The 19,421-nt window shown below is 57.7% G+C and carries 17 protein-coding genes; 13 read left to right on the top strand and 4 right to left on the bottom strand.

The features are described 5' to 3' along the window. Positions 1-34: 34 nt before the first annotated feature. The 4 genes from gatB to I6J28_RS09035 all read left to right on the top strand — a co-directional run bounded on the left by gatB (position 35) and on the right by I6J28_RS09035 (position 5,445). Positions 35-1,540, top strand: a complete 1,506-nt coding sequence (gene gatB, locus I6J28_RS09050; protein ID WP_239228480.1) for an Asp-tRNA(Asn)/Glu-tRNA(Gln) amidotransferase subunit GatB — start codon at positions 35-37, stop codon at positions 1,538-1,540. Positions 1,541-1,675: 135 nt separating this feature from the next. Next, the gene (locus I6J28_RS09045; protein ID WP_204609344.1) at positions 1,676-2,728 is read left to right on the top strand and encodes an NAD(P)-dependent alcohol dehydrogenase; all 1,053 of its coding nucleotides are present in this window, start codon (positions 1,676-1,678) and stop codon (positions 2,726-2,728) included. Positions 2,729-2,930: 202 nt separating this feature from the next. After that, positions 2,931-4,358 carry a YkvI family membrane protein gene (locus I6J28_RS09040; protein ID WP_204609342.1) on the top strand — a complete coding sequence of 476 codons (1,428 nt, stop codon included), beginning with the start codon at positions 2,931-2,933 and terminating at the stop codon, positions 4,356-4,358. A gap of 7 nt (positions 4,359-4,365) precedes the next feature. Next, positions 4,366-5,445, top strand: a complete 1,080-nt coding sequence (locus I6J28_RS09035; RefSeq protein ID WP_204609340.1) for an aldo/keto reductase — start codon at positions 4,366-4,368, stop codon at positions 5,443-5,445. An 18-nt stretch (positions 5,446-5,463) separates the two neighbouring features. On the opposite strand, the gene I6J28_RS09030 is transcribed toward I6J28_RS09035, so the two are convergent. Continuing rightward, positions 5,464-6,156 (bottom strand): LysE/ArgO family amino acid transporter, encoded by a 693-nt coding sequence (locus I6J28_RS09030; RefSeq protein WP_204609338.1) that lies wholly within the window; start codon positions 6,154-6,156, stop codon positions 5,464-5,466. Between the two features lie 70 nt (positions 6,157-6,226). On the opposite strand from I6J28_RS09030, the gene I6J28_RS09025 reads away from it, so the two are divergent. The 4 genes from I6J28_RS09025 to I6J28_RS09010 all read left to right on the top strand — a co-directional run bounded on the left by I6J28_RS09025 (position 6,227) and on the right by I6J28_RS09010 (position 9,015). After that, positions 6,227-7,099, top strand: a complete 873-nt coding sequence (locus tag I6J28_RS09025; RefSeq protein WP_204609335.1) for a LysR family transcriptional regulator ArgP — start codon at positions 6,227-6,229, stop codon at positions 7,097-7,099. Between the two features lie 69 nt (positions 7,100-7,168). Continuing rightward, positions 7,169-8,119 carry a DoxX family protein gene (locus I6J28_RS09020; RefSeq protein ID WP_204609333.1) on the top strand — a complete coding sequence of 317 codons (951 nt, stop codon included), beginning with the start codon at positions 7,169-7,171 and terminating at the stop codon, positions 8,117-8,119. A gap of 82 nt (positions 8,120-8,201) precedes the next feature. Further along, complete coding sequence (locus tag I6J28_RS09015) at positions 8,202-8,708, top strand: hypothetical protein (RefSeq protein WP_239279924.1); 507 nt, start codon at positions 8,202-8,204, stop codon at positions 8,706-8,708. After that, the gene (locus tag I6J28_RS09010; RefSeq protein ID WP_204609328.1) at positions 8,701-9,015 is read left to right on the top strand and encodes a transcriptional regulator; all 315 of its coding nucleotides are present in this window, start codon (positions 8,701-8,703) and stop codon (positions 9,013-9,015) included. The genes I6J28_RS09015 and I6J28_RS09010 overlap by 8 nt, the downstream gene beginning before the upstream one ends. Here the strand turns inward: I6J28_RS09010 and I6J28_RS09005 are convergent. The 3 genes from I6J28_RS09005 to I6J28_RS08995 all read right to left on the bottom strand — a co-directional run bounded on the left by I6J28_RS09005 (position 8,990) and on the right by I6J28_RS08995 (position 12,800). Next, the gene (locus I6J28_RS09005; protein ID WP_204609326.1) at positions 8,990-10,261 is read right to left on the bottom strand and encodes a glycosyltransferase family 87 protein; all 1,272 of its coding nucleotides are present in this window, start codon (positions 10,259-10,261) and stop codon (positions 8,990-8,992) included. The two genes, I6J28_RS09010 and I6J28_RS09005, sit on opposite strands and share 26 nt — an antisense overlap. A gap of 80 nt (positions 10,262-10,341) precedes the next feature. Then, positions 10,342-12,195 (bottom strand): dihydroxy-acid dehydratase, encoded by a 1,854-nt coding sequence (gene ilvD / locus I6J28_RS09000; RefSeq protein WP_204609324.1) that lies wholly within the window; start codon positions 12,193-12,195, stop codon positions 10,342-10,344. 62 nt (positions 12,196-12,257) lie between these two features. Further along, positions 12,258-12,800 (bottom strand): PH domain-containing protein, encoded by a 543-nt coding sequence (locus I6J28_RS08995; RefSeq protein WP_204609322.1) that lies wholly within the window; start codon positions 12,798-12,800, stop codon positions 12,258-12,260. Positions 12,801-13,108: 308 nt separating this feature from the next. On the opposite strand from I6J28_RS08995, the gene I6J28_RS08990 reads away from it, so the two are divergent. The 5 genes from I6J28_RS08990 to I6J28_RS08970 all read left to right on the top strand — a co-directional run bounded on the left by I6J28_RS08990 (position 13,109) and on the right by I6J28_RS08970 (position 19,391). Continuing rightward, positions 13,109-14,959 carry an acetolactate synthase large subunit gene (locus tag I6J28_RS08990; protein WP_204609320.1) on the top strand — a complete coding sequence of 617 codons (1,851 nt, stop codon included), beginning with the start codon at positions 13,109-13,111 and terminating at the stop codon, positions 14,957-14,959. A gap of 2 nt (positions 14,960-14,961) precedes the next feature. After that, positions 14,962-15,480 (top strand): acetolactate synthase small subunit, encoded by a 519-nt coding sequence (gene ilvN, locus I6J28_RS08985; RefSeq protein WP_005327728.1) that lies wholly within the window; start codon positions 14,962-14,964, stop codon positions 15,478-15,480. Positions 15,481-15,579: 99 nt separating this feature from the next. After that, positions 15,580-16,593 carry a ketol-acid reductoisomerase gene (gene ilvC / locus I6J28_RS08980; RefSeq protein ID WP_204609317.1) on the top strand — a complete coding sequence of 338 codons (1,014 nt, stop codon included), beginning with the start codon at positions 15,580-15,582 and terminating at the stop codon, positions 16,591-16,593. 112 nt (positions 16,594-16,705) lie between these two features. Then, positions 16,706-18,496 carry a GmrSD restriction endonuclease domain-containing protein gene (locus I6J28_RS08975; RefSeq protein WP_204609314.1) on the top strand — a complete coding sequence of 597 codons (1,791 nt, stop codon included), beginning with the start codon at positions 16,706-16,708 and terminating at the stop codon, positions 18,494-18,496. Further along, positions 18,486-19,391, top strand: coding sequence for a hypothetical protein (locus I6J28_RS08970; protein ID WP_239454589.1), 906 nt, complete (start codon positions 18,486-18,488; stop codon positions 19,389-19,391). Before I6J28_RS08975 ends, I6J28_RS08970 begins: the two co-directional genes overlap by 11 nt. The last annotated feature ends 30 nt before the right edge of the window (positions 19,392-19,421 follow it).

The raw sequence follows: 19,421 nt of genomic DNA, 5'->3' as shown, positions 1-19,421 counted from the left end.
CGCGCGGGCGCATCGACGTATTAAGATGGCACGCATGACTGCTGCGATGTATGACCTGATGGACTTCGATGAGGTCCTAGAAAAGTTCGAACCGGTAATGGGCATGGAAGTCCACGTAGAGCTGGATACGGAAACCAAGATGTTTTCTACCTCTCCTACGAACTTCAACGCAGCGCCTAATTCCAACGTTGACCCGGTCTCCCTGGGCCTGCCCGGTGCGCTGCCGGTAGTTAACTCCAAGGGCGTGGAGGGCGCCATCAAGATTGGCCTGGCGCTTAATTGCTCCATTGCGGAGTCCTCTCGCTTTGCCCGCAAGAATTACTTTTACCCGGACCAGCCGAAGAACTACCAGATTTCCCAGTACGACGAGCCGATTGCCTACGACGGCTACCTGGACGTTGTGCTGGAAGACAGCACCGAGTGGCGCGTGGAAATCGAGCGTGCCCACATGGAGGAAGACACCGGCAAGTTGACCCACCTCGGTGGTGCAGACGGCCGTATTCACGGCGCCACGGCATCCCTGGTGGATTGCAACCGTGCGGGCATTCCTCTCATTGAGATTGTGACCAAGCCGATCATTGGCGCCGGTGAGCGCGCGCCGGAGGTGGCTAAGGCCTACGTTTCCGCGCTGCGTGAGCTCGTTGCAGCCTTGGGCGTTTCCGACGCCCGCATGGATCAAGGCTCCATGCGTGTGGACTCCAACCTGTCCCTGCGCCCGGTGGGCCAGGAAGAGTTTGGTACCCGTACCGAGACCAAGAACATTAACTCCCTGCGTTCCGTGGAGCAGGCGGTTCGCTTCGAAATGCAGCGCCAGGCGCAGGTGCTCGAAGATGGCGGCACCATTGATCAGGAAACCCGTCACTATCAAGAGACCGATGGCACCACTTCGAAGGGTCGTCCGAAGGAAACCGCGGAGGATTACCGTTACTTCAATGATCCGGACCTGCCGCCGGTCATCGCCCCGCGCGAGTGGGTAGAAGAGCTGCGTCAGACCCTTCCGGAACTGCCATGGGTTCGCCGTGCGCGCATCCAGGAAGAGTGGGGCATCAAGGATGAGGAGATGCGCGACTTGGTTAATGCCGGCGCCCTCGACCTCATCGTGGATACCGTCGAGGCCGGCGCGAAGCCGGACGAGGCACGCTCCTGGTGGGTTTCCTACCTAGCCGGCAAGGCCAACGAGCAGGACACCGATCTTGCTGGTCTGGCCATCACTCCGCAGCACGTGGCGCGCGTTATCGCACTCGTCAATGAGGGCAAGTTGACCACCAAGCTCGCACGCAAGGCCGTTGATGGTGTGTTGGCGGGCGAGGGTGACGTCGACGAGGTCGTCGAAAAGCGCGGCTTGGAGGTCGTGCGCGATGATGGCGCCATCGAGAAGGCCGTGGATGACGCGTTGGCCGCCAACCCGGACATTGTGGAAAAGTACCGTGCCGGCAATAAGAAGGTCACCGGTGCCATCGTGGGTGCGGTCATGAAGGCCACCCAGGGCAAGGCCGATCCGGGCCAGGTCAATAAGCTCATCGCAGAGAAGCTGAACTAAGACCCCCACATAGCCAGCCGCGTTTTCCTCCTCAATGAGAGGGGCGTGGCTGGCTTTTTGGTTTTCCTTCCCCGTTAGAGTTGGTGATTATTTTCGTTAGGCGAGGTCAGTGGGGTTACGCGTAGGGTCGTGGGCATGACAATTAAGAGCAAAGTATTGCAAAAGGAAAGCCCTGAAGCACCATTCAAGGTCGTGGAAATTGAGCGCCGCGATCCGCGCGAAGACGACGTGGTCATTGATATCAAGGCTGCAGGCATCTGCCACTCCGATATTCACACGATCCGCAACGAATGGGGCCAGGCCCACTTCCCGCTGACGGTGGGCCACGAGATTGCCGGCGTCGTGGAAGCCGTGGGCGATAAGGTCACGAAATTTAAAGTCGGCGACCGCGTTGGCGTTGGCTGCCTGGTCAACTCCTGTGGTGAGTGCGAACAGTGTCGCAACGGCCAGGAGCAGAACTGCCTGAATGGCAATGTGGGCACCTATAACTCCGAAGATGTAGACGGCACCATTACCCAAGGCGGCTACGCCCAGAAGGTAGTCGTCAACGAAAACTTTGTGTGCACCATCCCGGAGGGCATTGACTTTGATGTCGCAGCCCCGCTGCTGTGCGCCGGAATCACTACCTATTCACCGCTGGCTCGCTGGCAGGTCAAGGAAGGCGACAAGGTTGCCGTAGTAGGCCTGGGCGGCTTGGGCCACATGGGTGTGCAGATCGCGGCGGCCAAGGGTGCGGATGTAACCGTGATTTCCCGCTCCCTGCGCAAGGAAAAGGAAGCCTACGAGCTGGGTGCTAAGCATATTCTGGCCACAGGTGAGGACGAAGACTTCTTTGATAACCACCGTGGTGAATTCGACCTCATCTTGTCCACCATTTCTGCCCAGTACTCCCTCAATGACTACCTGCAGCTGCTGAAGCCGCGCGGCATCATGTCCGTTGTCGGACTTCCACCGGAAGAGCTGGGAGTACACATGAGCAGCCTTGTCGGCGGCGGCAAGGTGCTAACCGGTAATAACATCGGCGGCATTGCAGAGACCCAGGAAATGCTGGATTTCTGCGCCGAGCACGGCATCGGCGCCGTTATTGAAAAGATCGGCGTCAACGATGTTGATGACGCCTATGAGCGCGTGGTGGAAGGCGATGTAAAGTTCCGCTTCGTGATTGATACCGCGACCTTTGACGACTAAAGCGTTAGGTTGATTTCGCGGAACGCCCGAATGTGATTTACCACAACATCGGTATGTGCCAGTAGGTGTTTAACGGGTCACTTACGTACCATTCCTTAAGGAACGCATACCGGTGTTGTGTAGCCCATGTGCTGGGGAGTGGGGGACAAGGGGCCGCGCGCACCAGTATGCGAGAGATATTCGCTACAAAAGTTAGGCAACCGTGTCTTCTAAAAACATTATCGCCATTGCCATGTCCTTCGTGGGCTTGTTGGTGGGCGCCGGCTTTGCCACGGGCCAAGAGGTGGTGCAGTACTTCACTGCCTTTGGTTCCTGGGGTATTCCCGGCATCATTATCGCCGCACTGATCATGACCCTTGCCGGTACCGTGTTCTTGCAGCTGGGCAGCTACTTCCACGCTTCTGAGCACAATACCGTTTTCCGCAATGTCACCCACCCGATCGTCTCCAAATTGCTGGACATCGCGGTCATCATCACCCTCTTTGCCATTGGCTTTGTGATGTTGGCTGGCGCGGGTTCCAATATGGAGCAGCAGTTTGGCTGGAAGACTTGGATCGGCTCCACGCTCATGTTGGTATTGGTGCTTATCGTGGGCATGCTCGACGTGGATAAGGTATCCAAGGTTATCGGTGCTGTAACACCGACCATCATCATTGCGGTCATTGGTGTTGCCATCTACACCGGCCTCAATATGCCGGATGACATCGGCGCCGCTATGGACGCCTCCAGCCAGATCGACACCCCGATTGGTAACTGGCTCATTTCCGCACTCAATTACAACGGCCTGGCGCTGATGCTCGCCGTGTCCATGTCCCTGGTTATCGGTGGCGACAATATCAGCCCACGCGAGGCCGGTTGGGGCGGCGTTGTAGGCGGCGTCATCTACTCCATCATGATGGGCCTTGCCGGATTCTCCTTGCTGATGAACTCGGACAAGGCACAAGGCTCCGATATTCCGATGCTGTCTTTGGTAGATAGCGTTAACCCGACGCTCGGCTCCATCATGGCGGTCATCATTTACTTGATGATCTTCAATACCGCTATCGGCATGTTCTACGCACTGGGCAAGCGCCTATCTGCCGGTCATGAGAAGCGCTTCCCGGTTATCTTCGTTATCGGCTGCTTGGCTGGTTTCGCCGTGTCCTTCGCCGGCTTCAAGACCCTGATGAACTACATCTACCCCGTCATCGGCTACATGGGCATTCTGATGGTAGCCATCCTGGTCTTCGCTTGGTTCCGCAGCCAGTCTCAAATCCAGGATGAGGCCGTGCGCCGTGAGCGCGTACGTTCACTTATGCACCTGAAGCTGAACCCCAACAAGGATTATGACGCTGAGCGTTATGATGACGAGATTGGCCAGCATATCGAGGACTCCAATATGGATAACGCGGCCCTCTACGATGAGCTGGTGGAGGAAGTCACCGAAGAGCTCGATGGTGACGACGACGTGGACTTTGACAAAAAGAAGTACGCAGAAAAGCGCCACGACCACTCCTACTACACCGAGCGTGATGCGGTAGAAACTGACCGCACCCCGGAAGAAATTGAAAAGTGGGTCGAAGAAACCGGCGCATCCGGCGCCCCTGAAGAAGATGAGGAGCTGCCAAAGGCTGACAATTCCAAGAATTAAGCGGACAATGGGTGTCATGAGTATCTATGCACCCGCATCTGAACGTTATGATTCGATGGAGTACCGCCGAGTCGGCAACTCTGGACTGAAGCTGCCGGCCATTTCCCTTGGCCTTTGGCAGAACTTCGGCGACGATCGTCCCCTGGCCACGCAGCGCGAAATCCTGCGCGCGGCGTATGACCGGGGGATTACTCATTTCGATTTGGCCAATAACTACGGCCCTGAACCAGGTGCCGCGGAGGACAACTTCGGCCGCATCTTCGCCCGCGATTTCCGCCCCTTCCGCGATGAAATGATCATTTCTTCCAAGGCCGGGTGGGTAATGAATGATTCGCCCTACGGTTTCGGCGGCTCTCGCAAGTACCTGGTGAGCTCCTTGGACGCTTCCTTGAAGCGCATGGGCTTGGACTACGTGGACATCTTCTACCATCACCGTCCGGACCCGGACACTCCGCTGGAAGAGACCCTGTATGCACTGCGGGATATCGTGGCCTCCGGCAAGGCTCTCTATGTGGGCATTTCTTCCTATGGTCCGGAGCTCACCGCAGAGGCCGTGGAGTTTATGGAAGATGAAGGCTGCCCGCTGCTGATTCATCAGCCCAGCTATTCCATTCTGAATCGCTGGATTGAGCGCCCGGGCGAAGACGGCGAGTCGCTGCTTGATGTCACAGCGCGCAGCGGCTTGGGCGTCATCGGCTTTGGTCCACTAGCGCAGGGCATGCTGACAGATCGCTATATCGACGGCATCCCCGCAGATTCGCGTGCGGCGAAGAATAAGACCCTGGAAAAGGACTGGCTCAATGAGGAAAACCTTTCCATGATCCGTTCGCTCAACGATATTGCAGGCAAGCGCGGCCAGTCGCTGGCCCAGATGGCCATCTCGTGGGTGCTGCGTGATCAGGGTGATCGCACGCTTACCTCGGCGCTGTTAGGCGCTTCTTCGGTAGAGCAGCTCGAACACAACCTGGGCGCGCTGGACAAGCTTGACTTCAGCGCAGACGAGCTGGCTGCGATTGACGACGCCGCCCATGACGCTGGAATCAACCGCTGGGCCGGCGCCACCGCCTCCCGCGTGCGAGGAAACTAGGCGGGTTGAATCCCGGCCCTAGAGCAGGAGCAACTTGAGCGTTAGGCCAATCATGATGACGCCGATGCCGAAGTTGATCCAGCGCCACACTGTGGGCCGGGACAGCACGTGGGAAAAGCGCGCGGCGCCAAAGCCGATGAAGGGGAACCAAGTGAAGCTGGCGCAGATTGCACCCACGGCGAAAAGCCAGCGCCCCGATTCGCCATATTGATTAGCAATGCCGCCGAGCATCACCACGACATCTACATAAGCGCCTGGGTTAAGCCATGTTAAGGCCAGGGCGGTAAGCAGCGGCTTAACCCAGGAGGGGGAGCGCTTAATCTCGACGCGAGTTGCGGTCTTGGTCGTGCTGTGTGCCTGAGAGCCATCGAAGGAGGCGACTTCCTGCGGGACCTTTGGCTGCGTGGATTCAACCTCGATGGCCTCGCCTTTGGTCTTGAGCGCATCGCGGAAGCAGGTGAAGGTGAAATACGCCAGGTAGGCGGCGCCAACATATTTCAAAACCTGCAGGGCGTTGGGGAACTTTTCTACCAAGTAGCCCACGCCGGCCGTGCCGGAGGTGATCAGGATGACGTCAGAAAGCGCGCAGACGACAATGATGAGGCCAATGTGGTCGCGGCGAATGCCGTATTTGAGCAGCATGGCATTTTGTGGGCCGACGGCCACGATGAGCGATAATCCCAAGAAGAAACCAGCAAGCACGATGGACATGCCTTCTAGTGTGAATTCCCGGCCTGAATTAGTCCAGTTAATGAATCTACAGTTGGTTTAGAATAGCTTCATGAACCCGGTGCACCTAGAAACTTTGCTCGCCATCGTGGACGAAGGCAGCTTTGATGTTGCCGCAGCCGTGCTCGGCATATCGCCGTCTGCGGTAAGCCAACGCATCAAGGCGCTAGAATCGAGCACCGGTCGAGTGCTCCTTCGCCGTGCCACTCCGGTAACCGCGACAGAAGCGGGGGAGATCCTGGTGCAATCCGCACGCCGCATGGCGTTAGTACAGGCCGAGACGGACGCCCGCCTAGGCCACCGCCTGGCCCGCGTCCCGCTCTCAGTCGCAGTGAACTCGGATTCCCTAGCGACATGGTTTCGTAGGGTCCTTAGCGATACCGCGCGGCGGGGCGATGTCGCCCTGCGCATCCGGATTGAGGATGAGGCGCGCACCTTAGCCATGCTGCGGCGGGGCGATGTGCTTGGCGCAGTGACGAGGGAAGCCACGCCGGTCTCGGGCTGTGAGTCGAGCTTTTTGGGTACGATGCGCTACTTCCCAGTCGCGGCACCACATATTGCAGAAAGCTTCCATAGCGGCCGGCTGACCTGGGAAACTATGCCCCTTGTTGGCTATGGTCCCAACGATCAGGTACTGGATGATGCGATGCGGGAGCGCTTCATTGATTCGGCCGTGGTCCGTGCGCGGGTGTCACAGATTCCTTCTTCCGAGGGCTACCTCGAGGCCGTTCGTGTTGGCCTGGGGTGGGGATTGCTACCCCAGGCCCAGGCACTGCCGCTTTTGGAGGCGAAAGAGCTGGTGCTTCTCGACGACTCCCCGCTCGATATCGACCTCTACTGGCAGCGTTGGCGCTTGGAGTCAGAGGTTTTGAGCGAACTTACGCGTTCGGTTATCGAGGCTGCGACCGATCTAGTGGCGACGTAGCACGCGTGCTCGCGCGGCGCGCCGTGGTGGGTACCACAAAAGTGCAGGCACGTGCCCTAAATTGGAGCTATGAGCGATAAGCAGCAACCGGATAAAGCCACCCCGTTTGATGAGGATATGGACGTGCCTACCTATAACGCGAAGCCCGCTAGCAAGGATTCTGTCTCCGGCCAGGGGAAGTCGAAGCCTGGCCTCTTCGAGCGCGCCGGCCGCGCTGAGCCGCAGGAGATCAAGCCGTCCCAGGCGCAGCAGGACCACCCGGAAACCGAGGTACTGTCCTACTCCAGTGCGAATGAGGCCGCGCGTCAGCAAAGTGGCGGCGGCGAGGAGACCGTAGCCTTCGCGCAACCGGAGTCCACCACGTCGGCCAGCGTGGAGCAGGAGACGGCACTTGCTACTGCCGACGCCCCCGCGGACAGCGCCCTCAGCACTGAAACCGCAGAGGAGCGCGAGGCTCGACTGCAGGCGGAACAAGAAGAAAAGGAAGGCTATCAACGCTACGGTCGCCGCGGCACCATCGACTTCGGTCTGCTATTCATTCGCATCGCACTGAGCGCCTACCTGATCATTGCCGGTGCAAAAACCTTTTTCGAGCTCGGTGATAGCCAGGGCTTGTCCGGTCTAGAGGGCGACTTTGCTAACTATGCCTGGGATACCGCACTGTCCATTGCGGTGCCGACCATGCAGCTTATCGCTGGTGTGTTCTTGCTGCTCGGCCTCATCACGCCGCTGGCGGCCATGATTGGCCTGGTAGTGACCGGCTTTACTGCCGTCCACGAGCTAGCTCAGACCGATGCCGGCCTGGACGTCTTTAGCTGGCCGGAATCCGTATGGCTTTCCTTGGTCCTCTTTGTCATCGCAGTGGGCCTGCAGTTTACTGGCCCAGGCTTTATCTCCCTAGACTTCAAGCGCTCGTGGGCACGCCGCCCGCTGGGTACTTCCTGGGCCTTTGTGCTCATTGGCGTAGCTATCCTCGTCGCGCTTTGGTTCTTCGGCGCAGGCGTTAATCCGTTGAACTAATCGCCAATAGCTGTCCGTCGCAATTGCGGCGGATTTTCTTTTTCTCTTGCTTTCCATGGCGGAAAGTATGATACTTTCTAAAGTGGAAAGCAACGAAAAGTCGAAGGCGAAAGGAACTGCGATCATGGACGAAAGCGTGCACGAGGCACTGTCCTTCAACGAGGAAGTGGAGAAGGAACAAAGCGACGGACGGAAGACTGCGCTTAATGCCTTGTTTGCTGCAGCGTTGGCAGTACTTTGGTTTATCTTGAGCCAATGGGGGAATGACATACCGTGGTGGTTGTCCCTTGGTTTAGTGGTGGTCTGCGGGGGAGTAGCTCTTTGGGTTGGCGCTCAGAAGCGCAACGTGCGCGCAGGTTATAGGCAGGATCCCTTCGCCCAGCCGCAGCCGGATAAGAAATACTATTTCGGAATCATTCTGATTTTTTGCCCTACGTTCTTCCAGATCTTCCTCGAAGGACACCTGGTCACTGCGGCCGTGGTATTCACGCTGTGGGGCATCGCTGTATTTTGGGCCCTGAACACCGGTGCGATGGATCTGTCCACGCGGGACAGCGCAAGTGGCAAGCGGGCGAGCGGCGATGAGTGAGCTTGATCCGGTAATCCACCCGCTTAATCGCTTTAAAATTTGTGCGGTGCTCAACGCGGCCGGGGCAGTGGAAGGCGCCATCAACAAAGAGATGCGTTTTGCCGCAATTCGAGACAAGGTGAATCAATCCGATGCCACGCTGTCTAAGCAGCTAAGCGCACTGGAAAAAGAGGGGTATATCAGCCGCTTTCGTGAGTATGGATCCTCGCGTGGCAAGGACACGGTATGGGTGATGCTCACGGCTAAGGGTAAGGCCGCATTCGATTCGCACCTTGCAGCGCTTAAGAAGCTATCGGGGCAGGAGTAGCGGTACTCGGAGGGCGGTTGCGCTGGGCGGCGTAGAACGCGGCCGCGTACAGCGCGACGGTAAGCACGGTGAGCCAGACAAAGTCATCCACCCAGAACTTTTGGTAGCGCTCCATGGCGTGGACATCGACTTGATCGCCCCACCACCACTTAGGTGGAACGGTCAGCAGCATGGCTGCCCAGGCGATAAGGACGGTCAGGAGGCTGCCCGCGGCCCATCCAGACGGCAGCCAGGTCCACGCGCGGTAGATAAAGACCGGGATGATGAGCGTGAGCCAGACCCAGTGGTGCGACCAGGAAACAGGGGAGATGAGGAGGAGGGTGAGGGCGGTGACCAATTGGGCGTCGACAAGCAGATGCTCCTCGCACAGTCGCTTGATAAGCCACGCAGCAAAGGCAATCACCACTAGGGAAACTGCGAGCCATGCAAGATTGATGGTCAGTCCATTGGCGTCCATGGCCTCCGTAGAGGAATACATGCGCTGAATGGCTCCCTTGATGGAACTATTGGACTGGTAATCGGTTGCCACGCCGAAGTCGCCGCCAGAGCCCATATCGAGCAATTTAGAGCTGAAGAACTCCACGAACGCGTCCCAGCGGAAGGCTGCGGCGAGGAGAGTGGCAGCGACTGCGGAGAGGAAAGCCGTGGCAATCTGCTTCCATTCCTTGCGCACGAGGAAGTAAAGCAGCATTGCTAGCGGAGTAATTTTGATGGCCGCGGCCAGGCCAATCAAGATGCCTTGTGGTAGGAAGCGCTTGCGTGGGACGAGGTCGAGGGTAACCAGCGTCATGACCACGATATTTATCTGTGCAAAGCCGTTATTGAGGTCAACCGGCTCGAAGCGCAAGGCAATGGCCCAGGCAATGGCGGTAACGGGCAAGAGGAAATCCGGCTTCTTTAGCACCGCCTTGAAGACAAAGTAGAGGCAGACGAGCAGGAGAAGATCGGACAGGACAACCATGATGTCGCCCGCCATATCGTGGTCAATGCCGTCAAAGGCCGTGAGCGGAACCATGACGAGCGCGCCAAAGGGCGGATAAATAAAGGGAAGTTCAATATCGCCGGCCAGCATGGGCTCGCTATAGACGGAGCGGTGCTCAAGGAAGGCCTTGACGCCCTCGCGGTAGACCACCATATCGATAGGAAAGTCCGTGATGCGGGTGTCTTGAACAACCTTCCAGGCGCCAAAAATGAGACCCAGCAGAGCTAAGGCATAACGAAAAAGTGGGGTGCGCGCGAGTTTCATCGCAGTACACTTTATGCGATCTGCAGGTAAACGGGTGCGCACCCCACCGAGGCTCACAGGGATTTAGCAGTCACTACTGTCTAATTCACATGGCCATCGACAACGCGCACCGCGCCGCGATCGGCGGAGGTGGCCATGGCTGCATACGCGCGCAGTGCCTTGGTGATGGGGCGGTTGCGGTTCACTGGAGTCCACGGTTTCTCGCGCTGTTCCTGGGCGGCTCGGCGGCGCTCCAGCACGTCCTCGTCCACATCGAGGGTGAGTTGGCGCTCGTGGATGTCGATGGTGATGGTGTCGCCATTTTCGATGAGCCCGATAAGGCCCTGGTGGGCCGCCTCGGGGGAGATGTGGCCGATGGACAGGCCGGAGGTGCCGCCGGAAAAGCGGCCGTCGGTAATCAAGGCGCATGCCTTGCCCAAACCTGCGCCCTTGAGGAAGGAGGTGGGGTGGAGCATCTCCTGCATGCCAGGGCCACCGGACGGGCCTTCATAGCGAATGACTACCACGTCGCCCGGCTGAACTTCCTTGTTCAGGATTATCGATACGGCCTCTTCCTGGGATTCGACCACACGGGCAGGTCCAGAGAAGGTCCACAGCTCTTCTTCAACGCCCGCTGCCTTGACGATGGCCCCGTCTGGAGCTAAGTTTCCGCGCAGGACAACTAGGCCGCCGTCGGAAGAAAAGGCGTGATCGGCGTCGTGAATGCAGCCATGAGCGGCGTCAGTGTCGAGCTCGTCCCAGCGGTTGGATTGGGAAAATGGTTCGGTAGTGCGCACGCCGCCCGGCGCGGCGTAGTACAGTTCGCGGGCCTCATCGGTGGCGTGCGGGTTGCGGATATCCCAGTCATCGAGCCATTGCTCGGCGTTGTCGTATAGCGCCGTATGCACCTTCAAGTTCAGGTGCCCGGCGCGGCGAAGCTCTCCCAAGATGGCGGGGATGCCACCGGCACGGTGCACATCCTCAATGTGGTAGGTGCCATTGGGCGCGACCTTGGACAGGCAGGGCACGCGGTAGGAGATGTCATTAATGTCATCGAGGGTGAAATCCACCTCGCCCTCTTGTGCGGCCGCGAGCGTGTGCAGGATGGTGTTGGTGGATCCGCCCATGGCCATGTCAAGCGCCATGGCGTTGGTGAAGGCTTCCTTGGTGGCGATATTGCGGGGGAGAACGGATTCGTCCTCCTCGCCGTAATAGCGGCGGCACATATCGACGATGGTGGAGCCGGCCTTTTCAAATAGGCTGCGGCGGGCCGTGTGGGTGGCCAGGGTGGTGCCGTTGCCGGGCAGCGCCAAGCCGAGCGCCTCGGCCAGGCAGTTCATGGAATTGGCGGTAAACATGCCGGAACAGGAGCCGCAGGTGGGGCAGGCGGATTCCTCTACCTGGGTCAAGCCTTCATCAGATACCGCGTCATTGGCAGAGGCGGTAATGGCGGTGATGAGGTCGGTGGGGGCGTGGGCTACGCCATCAACCACGACGGCTTTGCCGGCCTCCATCGGTCCGCCGGAGACGAAGATGGTGGGAATGTTCAGGCGCAGCGCTGCATTGAGCATGCCCGGGGTGATTTTATCGCAGTTGGAGATGCATACCAGGGCGTCGGCAGTGTGGGCATTGGCCATGTACTCGATGGAATCGGAGATGATTTCGCGTGAAGGCAGCGAGTAGAGCATGCCGCTGTGGCCCATGGCGATGCCATCATCGACCGCAATGGTATTGAATTCCTTGGGTACGCCTCCGGCCTCGCGCACGGCGTCGGCGACGATATCGCCAACGTTCTTAAGGTGTACGTGGCCGGGGACGAATTGGGTGTAGGAGTTGGCGATGGCGACGATCGGTTTGCCAAAGTCATTTTCCTTGGTGCCGGTGGCCCGCCAAAGGGCGCGGGCGCCAGAGGCTTGGCGGCCGACGGTAGTTACTTTTGAACGCAGCGGGAACATGGTTTTCAGTCACCATTCCTTCAAGGGATGTGGGGGGGGGGGGGAGAGCGTAGGCGGCGTATTTAGTTTTCGGCCGAAGGCTTGAGCTCGGGGTGGCGCTCGAGGTAGTCCTCATACTCTTCTTTGCTGAGGAGGACTTGTTGGCCGTCACGGTGGACAATTACCACCTTGTCATCTGCCGCTTCACGGCCCTGGGTAAGGGCGTCAGGGATGCGGCCGCGGGAGGCCTCCGAAAGTCGCGGGAGCGAGTTAAAGGTAACGCCGGGCAGGCTGTGCTCCGCGCCGGCCTTGGTGCGGGCGAAGGTGCGGGCGCGTTGGAAGCCGATTCCGGCAAAATCGTCCCATGCGATCTGGATATTTTTCCGGAATGCGTAAGAGATAGCGATTCCAGATTCGGAGACTTTGGTGCGGGATTTTATGACCCACCACAATCCGAGGATGGGGATTATGAACAGCCAGGCGAGGTATTTGGGGGCCCATCCGATGCTCAGCAGAGCAATGGCGGACAGGATGAGGATGCCCAAGATGTGGTTGCGGGATGGCTTGAAAACCTCTGCCTGGGTGGTGGACTGACGAGGTTGGTTGTCCTTAGGTGGTGGAGTCATAGTGTGCAAGCCTAATTCACTAAGGCCGGCAAGGGCGAACCTATTTTTCAGACGTGTCCCATCACGTGGGAATGTGATCCCAAAAGGGGGTAGTCTCCACGAGGGTAATACCTATCAAGGTATAGTCATGTTCATGATCATTATTCGACTTCAGGTAGTACCAACGCGGTGGTGACCGCGACGCCTCATGACGTCGACGCATTTCGCCCCCGCAGACAGATAAGCCCGCGGGGGCTTTGTTTATATCTGGGGTCGGTACCGATGATGATCAGGACCTGTAATAGACCATTCCAAGGAGCACATTAACCGTGGTTACGACAACTTCGCCCACGCCCGCTTCGGTGGCTGCGGCCTCACGCGCCCACGCTCCGGAGCGGATGAGTGGTGCCCACGCCATTGTCCGCACTCTCGAAGACCTGGGAACCGATCTAGTCTTCGGCATTCCAGGCGGTGCCGTGCTTCCTCTCTACGATGCCTTGCACACCTCGACCAAGCTGCGCCATGTGCTCACCCGCCATGAACAGGGCGCCGGCCACGCCGCCGAAGGCTACGCCCAAGCCTCCGGCAAGGTAGGCGTATGCATTGCCACCTCCGGGCCGGGTGCGACCAACTTAGTGACAGCGCTTGCCGACGCCAACCTGGACTCCGTTCCCATCGTCGCCATCACCGGCCAGGTGGGCAGCAACCTCTTGGGAACCGATGCCTTCCAAGAGGCCGATATTCGCGGCGTGACGATGCCGATTACCAAGCACAACTACATCGTGACGGAACCGAGCCAGATTCCAGCTGCCATTGCAGCCGCATTCCATCTGGCTGCTACGGGTCGTCCGGGGTCGGTCTTGGTGGATATCCCCAAGGATGTGCAAAACGGTGAATTGGAATATTCCTTCCCAGCTACGTTTGATCTGCCTGGATATAAACCGACGACCAAGCCGCACCATCGCCAGATCGTGCAAGCGGTTGAGCTCATTGCACAGGCAGAAAAGCCGGTTATCTATGCCGGCGGCGGTGTTATCAAGGCCGAGGCGGCCAAGGAGCTGCGCGAGTTTGCGGAATTTTCCGGAATCCCTGTCGTGACTACGCTCATGGCTTTAGGCGCCTTTCCGGAATCTCATCCGCTGCACATGGGCATGCCGGGCATGCATGGCACCGTCCCTGCGGTTGCGGCCATGCAGCGAGCTGACCTGTTGATTACTATCGGCGCGCGATTCGATGATCGAGTAACCGGTGATGCCTCCACCTTTGCCCCTGAGGCCCAGGTAATTCATGCGGATATTGACCCGGCTGAAATTGGGAAAATCTGCGACGTTGCAGTGCCAATCGTGGGTGATGCGCGCAACGTGTTGGCAGGTCTCTTAAAGGAGTACCGCAAGAACTCCGGAGTGAATTCACCGGAAGTAGGCCCATGGCGGGACTACCTCGATGGGCTCAAGGAACGGTTCCCCCGTGGCTATGATCCCACTCCGGATGGGCAGCTCAATCCCCAATTTGTGTTGGAAAAGCTGAGTGAAACCGTAGGTCCTGGGGCTATCTACTGCGCCGGTGTGGGTCAGCACCAGATGTGGTCGGCACAGTTCATTGACTTTGAACACCCACGCTCCTGGATCAACTCCGGTGGTGCCGGAACTATGGGCTATGCCGTGCCGGCGGCCCTAGGCGCCAAAGCAGCATGCCCGGATAAGGAAGTGTGGGCGATTGACGGTGACGGTTGCTTCCAAATGACCAACCAGGAGCTCACCACCGCCGCATTGGAAGGCTTTCCGTTTAAGGTTGCCGTCATCAATAACGGCAACCTCGGCATGGTCCGTCAGTGGCAGACACTGTTCTTCAATGAGAACTATTCCAATACCAAGCTGCGAGAACGAGATGTTTATACCCCCGACTTCGTCCGCCTGGCAGAGGCGCTGGGGAGTGAGGCTATCCGCGTCACCTGTGAGGAAGAGGTGGTGCCGGCCATTGAACGGGCCCGCGCAATCAATGACCGCCCCGTGGTCATTGACTTCATCGTTGGTGAGGACGCTCAAGTCTGGCCAATGATTGGCGGTGGGGCGTCTAACGAAGAAATTCAATATGCCCGCGGTTTGCGCCCGCTGTTTGATGAAAATGAATCGGCAGCAGAGACTCCTGCCGATATCGACGAGACTATCCAGGAGGTATAGGCATGGCACCCAGTGACGTTTCCCGGCATACCCTGTCGGTCCTGGTAGAAGACGTAGAGGGAATCCTGTCGCGCGTGACCGGCATGTTTTCCCGGCGTGGCTACAGCATCATTTCGCTGGTTTCTGCGCAAACGGAAAATCCAGGGATTAACCGACTAACCATCGTGGTCGACGCTTCCGAAAGGATTATGGAACAGGTGACCAAGCAGCTCAACAAGATTGTGCCGGTCATCAAGGTGGTGGAGCTCGAAGCAGACTCGACTGTGGCGCGAGCCCTGATGCTGGTCAAGGTGGCTGCGAATAATGCCAACCGGCCGCAGGTGGTCGATGCCGTTAATATCTTCCGTGCCCGCGTGGTAGACGTGGCACAAGAATCAGTGGTGGTGGAGGCTACCGGTACCCCTGGAAAGCTGGCGGCGCTTCTCGATGTCCTGGAGCCATTCGGTGTGCTCGAGCTGGTGCAGTCTGGTGACGTGGCCTTGGGGCGTGGTCCCAAGGCGATGGCGCCCCCGCGAAATTAAATCCCACTATATGGTCACTCCGTCTCGCACAGTGGTATAGTGCTAGGTGGGACGTTAATTCATTGAACTTACAATTACTACAGAATTGAGGACTACCACATGGCTATTGAAACCTTTTACGACGATGATGCGGATCTGTCTATCATTCAGGGTCGCAAGGTAGCCGTTATTGGCTACGGCTCCCAGGGGCACGCGCACTCGCAGAACCTGCGCGATTCCGGCGTCGAGGTTGTTATTGGTCTGCGTGAAGGCTCCAAGTCGGCGGCGAAGGCCGAGGAAGCCGGTTTTGAGGTCAAGACCGTTGCAGAAGCTGCCAAGTGGGCAGACGTAATCATGCTGCTGGCACCAGATACCTCTCAGAAGCAGATCTTTGAAGATGAAATTGCCCCCAACTTGGAAGACGGCAATGCGCTGCTGTTTGGGCACGGCTTGAATATCCACTTTAAGCTGATTGAACCACAGGCCAATGTCACCGTCGGCATGGTTGCCCCTAAGGGGCCTGGCCATCTGGTTCGCCGCCAGTTCGTTGATGGCAAGGGTGTTCCGTGCCTGATTGCGACCGAACAGGATCCTAAGGGCGAAGGCCACGATCTGACCCTGTCTTATGCTGCAGCCATCGGCGGTGCGCGTGCCGGCGTTATCCCGACGACCTTTGAAGCAGAGACGGTTACTGACCTCTTTGGCGAGCAGGCTGTCCTGTGCGGTGGCGTAGAGTTTCTGATTCGCACCGGCTTCGAGGTTCTGACTGAGGCTGGCTACGAGCCAGAAATGGCCTACTTTGAGGTGCTGCACGAGATGAAGCTCATCGTGGACCTGATGTTTGAGGGCGGCATTGCCAACATGAACTACTCGGTATCTGATACCGCCGAGTTTGGCGGCTACATTTCTGGCCCTCGCGTTATTGATGCCGATGCCAAGCAGCGCATGAAGGGTATCTTGTCCGATATCCAGGATGGCACCTTCACCAAGCGCCTGCTGGCCAATATTGAGGGCGGCAACAAGGAGCTGGAGAGTCTGCGTGAGGAATTTGCGCAGCACGAAATTGAAAAGACTGGCACCAAGCTGCGCGATTTGATGAGTTGGGTCAAGAACCCGCTGGATGCTACTGCCTAGGAATAAAAGGCGGCGTCTGCAGCGCACACCCACGGTGAACAGGCATGTTTACCGTGGGTTTTGCCTTATTTGTGTCAGGTAAAACTCCGGTGCGGGGAGTAGGATGAGGGCCATGGGTTTTACGACGCCAAGCTATGATCTCAAAGACCTTTTTGCACGAATTGATCGCGGGGATATCCAGTTACCTGACTTCCAGCGCAGCTATGCCTGGGATGAAGATCGTATTCGATCTCTTATTGTTTCCGTGCTGCGCGGTTATCCCATCGGCGCGCTCATGGCTCTTGACACCCGAAACGAAAAGATGCGCTTTCGTCCCCGTGCCCTTGCGGGCGCACCTGACACTGGCGTCGACCCCGGCTTGCTCCTTTTAGACGGGCAGCAGCGCCTGACCACCCTGTATCACTGCTTTAACGGCGAGGGCTTTGTAGATACCACTGACTTCCGCAAGAAGAAGATTCACCGCCGCTTCTTTATCGATATCCGCGCAGCCGTACGCGGCAATCTTATGCCGGATGATGCCATCTTCGCAGTCAATCAAGACGGCAAGATTTGCTCGCACTTCGCACCGGCAATTGAGAGCGAAATCCTAACGCGCGAAGATGCGCTAGAGAATATGTGCATTCCCGTGGCCTCTCTGCTGAGTGAAGACGGCGTCGGCATGCTTTTTGAACTTGCGGCGACTAAGCAGGAATATAGCGCGGAACTGGCCGCCTTTAACAATCGCATCATTCGACCTTTGTCCGGCTATGACCTGCCAATGATTCGACTTTCCCGCGAGACGGAGCGAGCCGGCATCGGCTCGATTTTTGCCCAAGCGAACTCGGCCGGCCTGCAGATGGACGTATTCGATCTCCTAACTGCCGTCTTTGCCTCTGAGGATCCCAGCTTCCACTTGGCCGCTGATTGGCAAGAAGTGGAAAAGGATTTGCGTAAATCCCCAGCCTTGGACGGAATTGGGCGCACCGAGTTTCTCTCCGCTGTATCGCTTCTGGTCTCCGGTGAAAAGGGCTGTGCAGGTGGCCAGCGCGAGGATATTTTGAAATTGTCATTGGCGGAGTACAAGTCGGCAGCCAACGATCTGCGCATTACCTTCCGTGAGGTATCAGAGTTCTTGGCGGAGCGGTGCATCCTCAGCATGGATCAGGTTCCGTTTAATGAGCAGATTGTTCCCCTGGCAGTCATTATCGCCCGCTTGGCCAAGCGCGGGGGAGCGCTTTCTACCGAGCAGTCCTGGAACCGCATCAACCAATGGTTCTGGTGTGGCGTCTTTGGCGAGCTCTACGGCTCTTCTGCAGTGCAGCTGCGTGCAGCTCGCGACGTAGATGAGGTCACCGAATGGGTAGCCGGTGCAACGGACGAGACGCCGAAGACCGTCGCTGATGCCACCTTCCGTGAATCCCGGCTGCTTTCCGTAGATGGCAAAGATGGCGTATGGCACGGACTCTATGCCCTCCTCATGGCGCGCGGCGCGAAGGACTGGCGCACCGGAAAGGCTTTCACCCGGCATACCTTTGAAGAGCTCAAGCCAGGCTTTTTCCCTGTATTCCCGCTAAATTGGTGCAAGCGTCACGGAGTTGATCCCGTCTTGGCTGAGTCGGTGATGAACTACACCCCGATGGGCAAGCGAACCGAGGTAGTGCTCGACGGTTTCGCCCCCAACCGCTACCTACCTCGCGTTCAGTCCAAGTCCATCATGGAAGATGCGCAATTTGATGAGGTGCTAGCATCCCACGAAATGAACCTGGATTTCCTGCGGGCGTCACAGCCGCGTGAATTCCTTGCGGACCGCCGTCACCGTTTCTTGGGCATCGTGGAATATGCTTTAGGTAAACCCGTTATCCGCGATGTGGATGAAGCAAACCTTTTTGGTGGAGAGGAAGGTCCGCAAGCTTTTGATCGCTAAATCTGTGCGCTTGGCCGCTACAGTGCTTGTTGCTTCTCTTGCACTAGCAGCCTGTGGCACTCCGGTCACAGAATCCAAGCTGGTCAGGCGTGGTCTGTCCGATCTGGATGAGTCCGAAATCGATCTCAGCAAGGCCAAGGCGGAAAACCAAAACCGTCTTATTGATCCGAAATTTGATGGCAAGTTGGTCATTGTTAATGACCCCATTGGAATTGAAGCCAGCCGACTATTTTTTGAAGATTCGGATTCGCTTGTCCTTTTTGCCCCGGACGATAAGTCTATTCTTCGTGCAGCAACCTTGGCGGTAAACCAGCATTTGCCAGCGGTGCAGTATGACGATGCTAGGCGTTTGGAGATCCATAAGTTGCTCACGGACTTGGGAGTAAGTCGCTTGGTGGTAGTAGGTGACGTGCCGTGGACGAAAACCTCTGGTGAATTCAGCGTGATCAAGGATCCAGGAACGCATAAAGCACTGGGGGAGTTCACGGCATTCCAATATGGTTCCAAGGTGGTAGCCTCGCCGGAGCAGATGGTAAAGGATATTGCACGGCTGGATAAGACTCCCCATATGGAGCTGCGTCCTGCCTGGGTGCCGTATGAAGGCGAACTTGATGCCGGAGAGGAAAAGAACCAACCCATCCCAGCACAGTCCCGCAGGGACGGTCAGATGGCGCCAAATATCGTTGCCACTAAGGATAGTCCCATCGCGAACGTTATTACTGCGGCAGCCTACGGTGGAAGAGTTTTGGTCGTGCCGACTGCCGATCCGCTAGCGGATAAGCACAGCATGGCTGCTGTTGCGGGCCTTGAGGACGGCGCCTTAGTAGCTTTGGGGCCGGAATTCGGTCGAGTAAAAGAATTTAAGGCAAAAATCAAGCAGGGCACTCCTGACTGAACTACACTTCCTTGACACGCGGGCAACCCG

Origin of the sequence: Corynebacterium tuberculostearicum, from assembly GCF_016894265.1 — a bacterium.
Taxonomy (GTDB): domain Bacteria; phylum Actinomycetota; class Actinomycetes; order Mycobacteriales; family Mycobacteriaceae; genus Corynebacterium; species Corynebacterium tuberculostearicum_D.
Note: the sequence above shows the minus strand (reverse complement) of the source record. Positions and strands in the feature narration are given on the sequence as shown.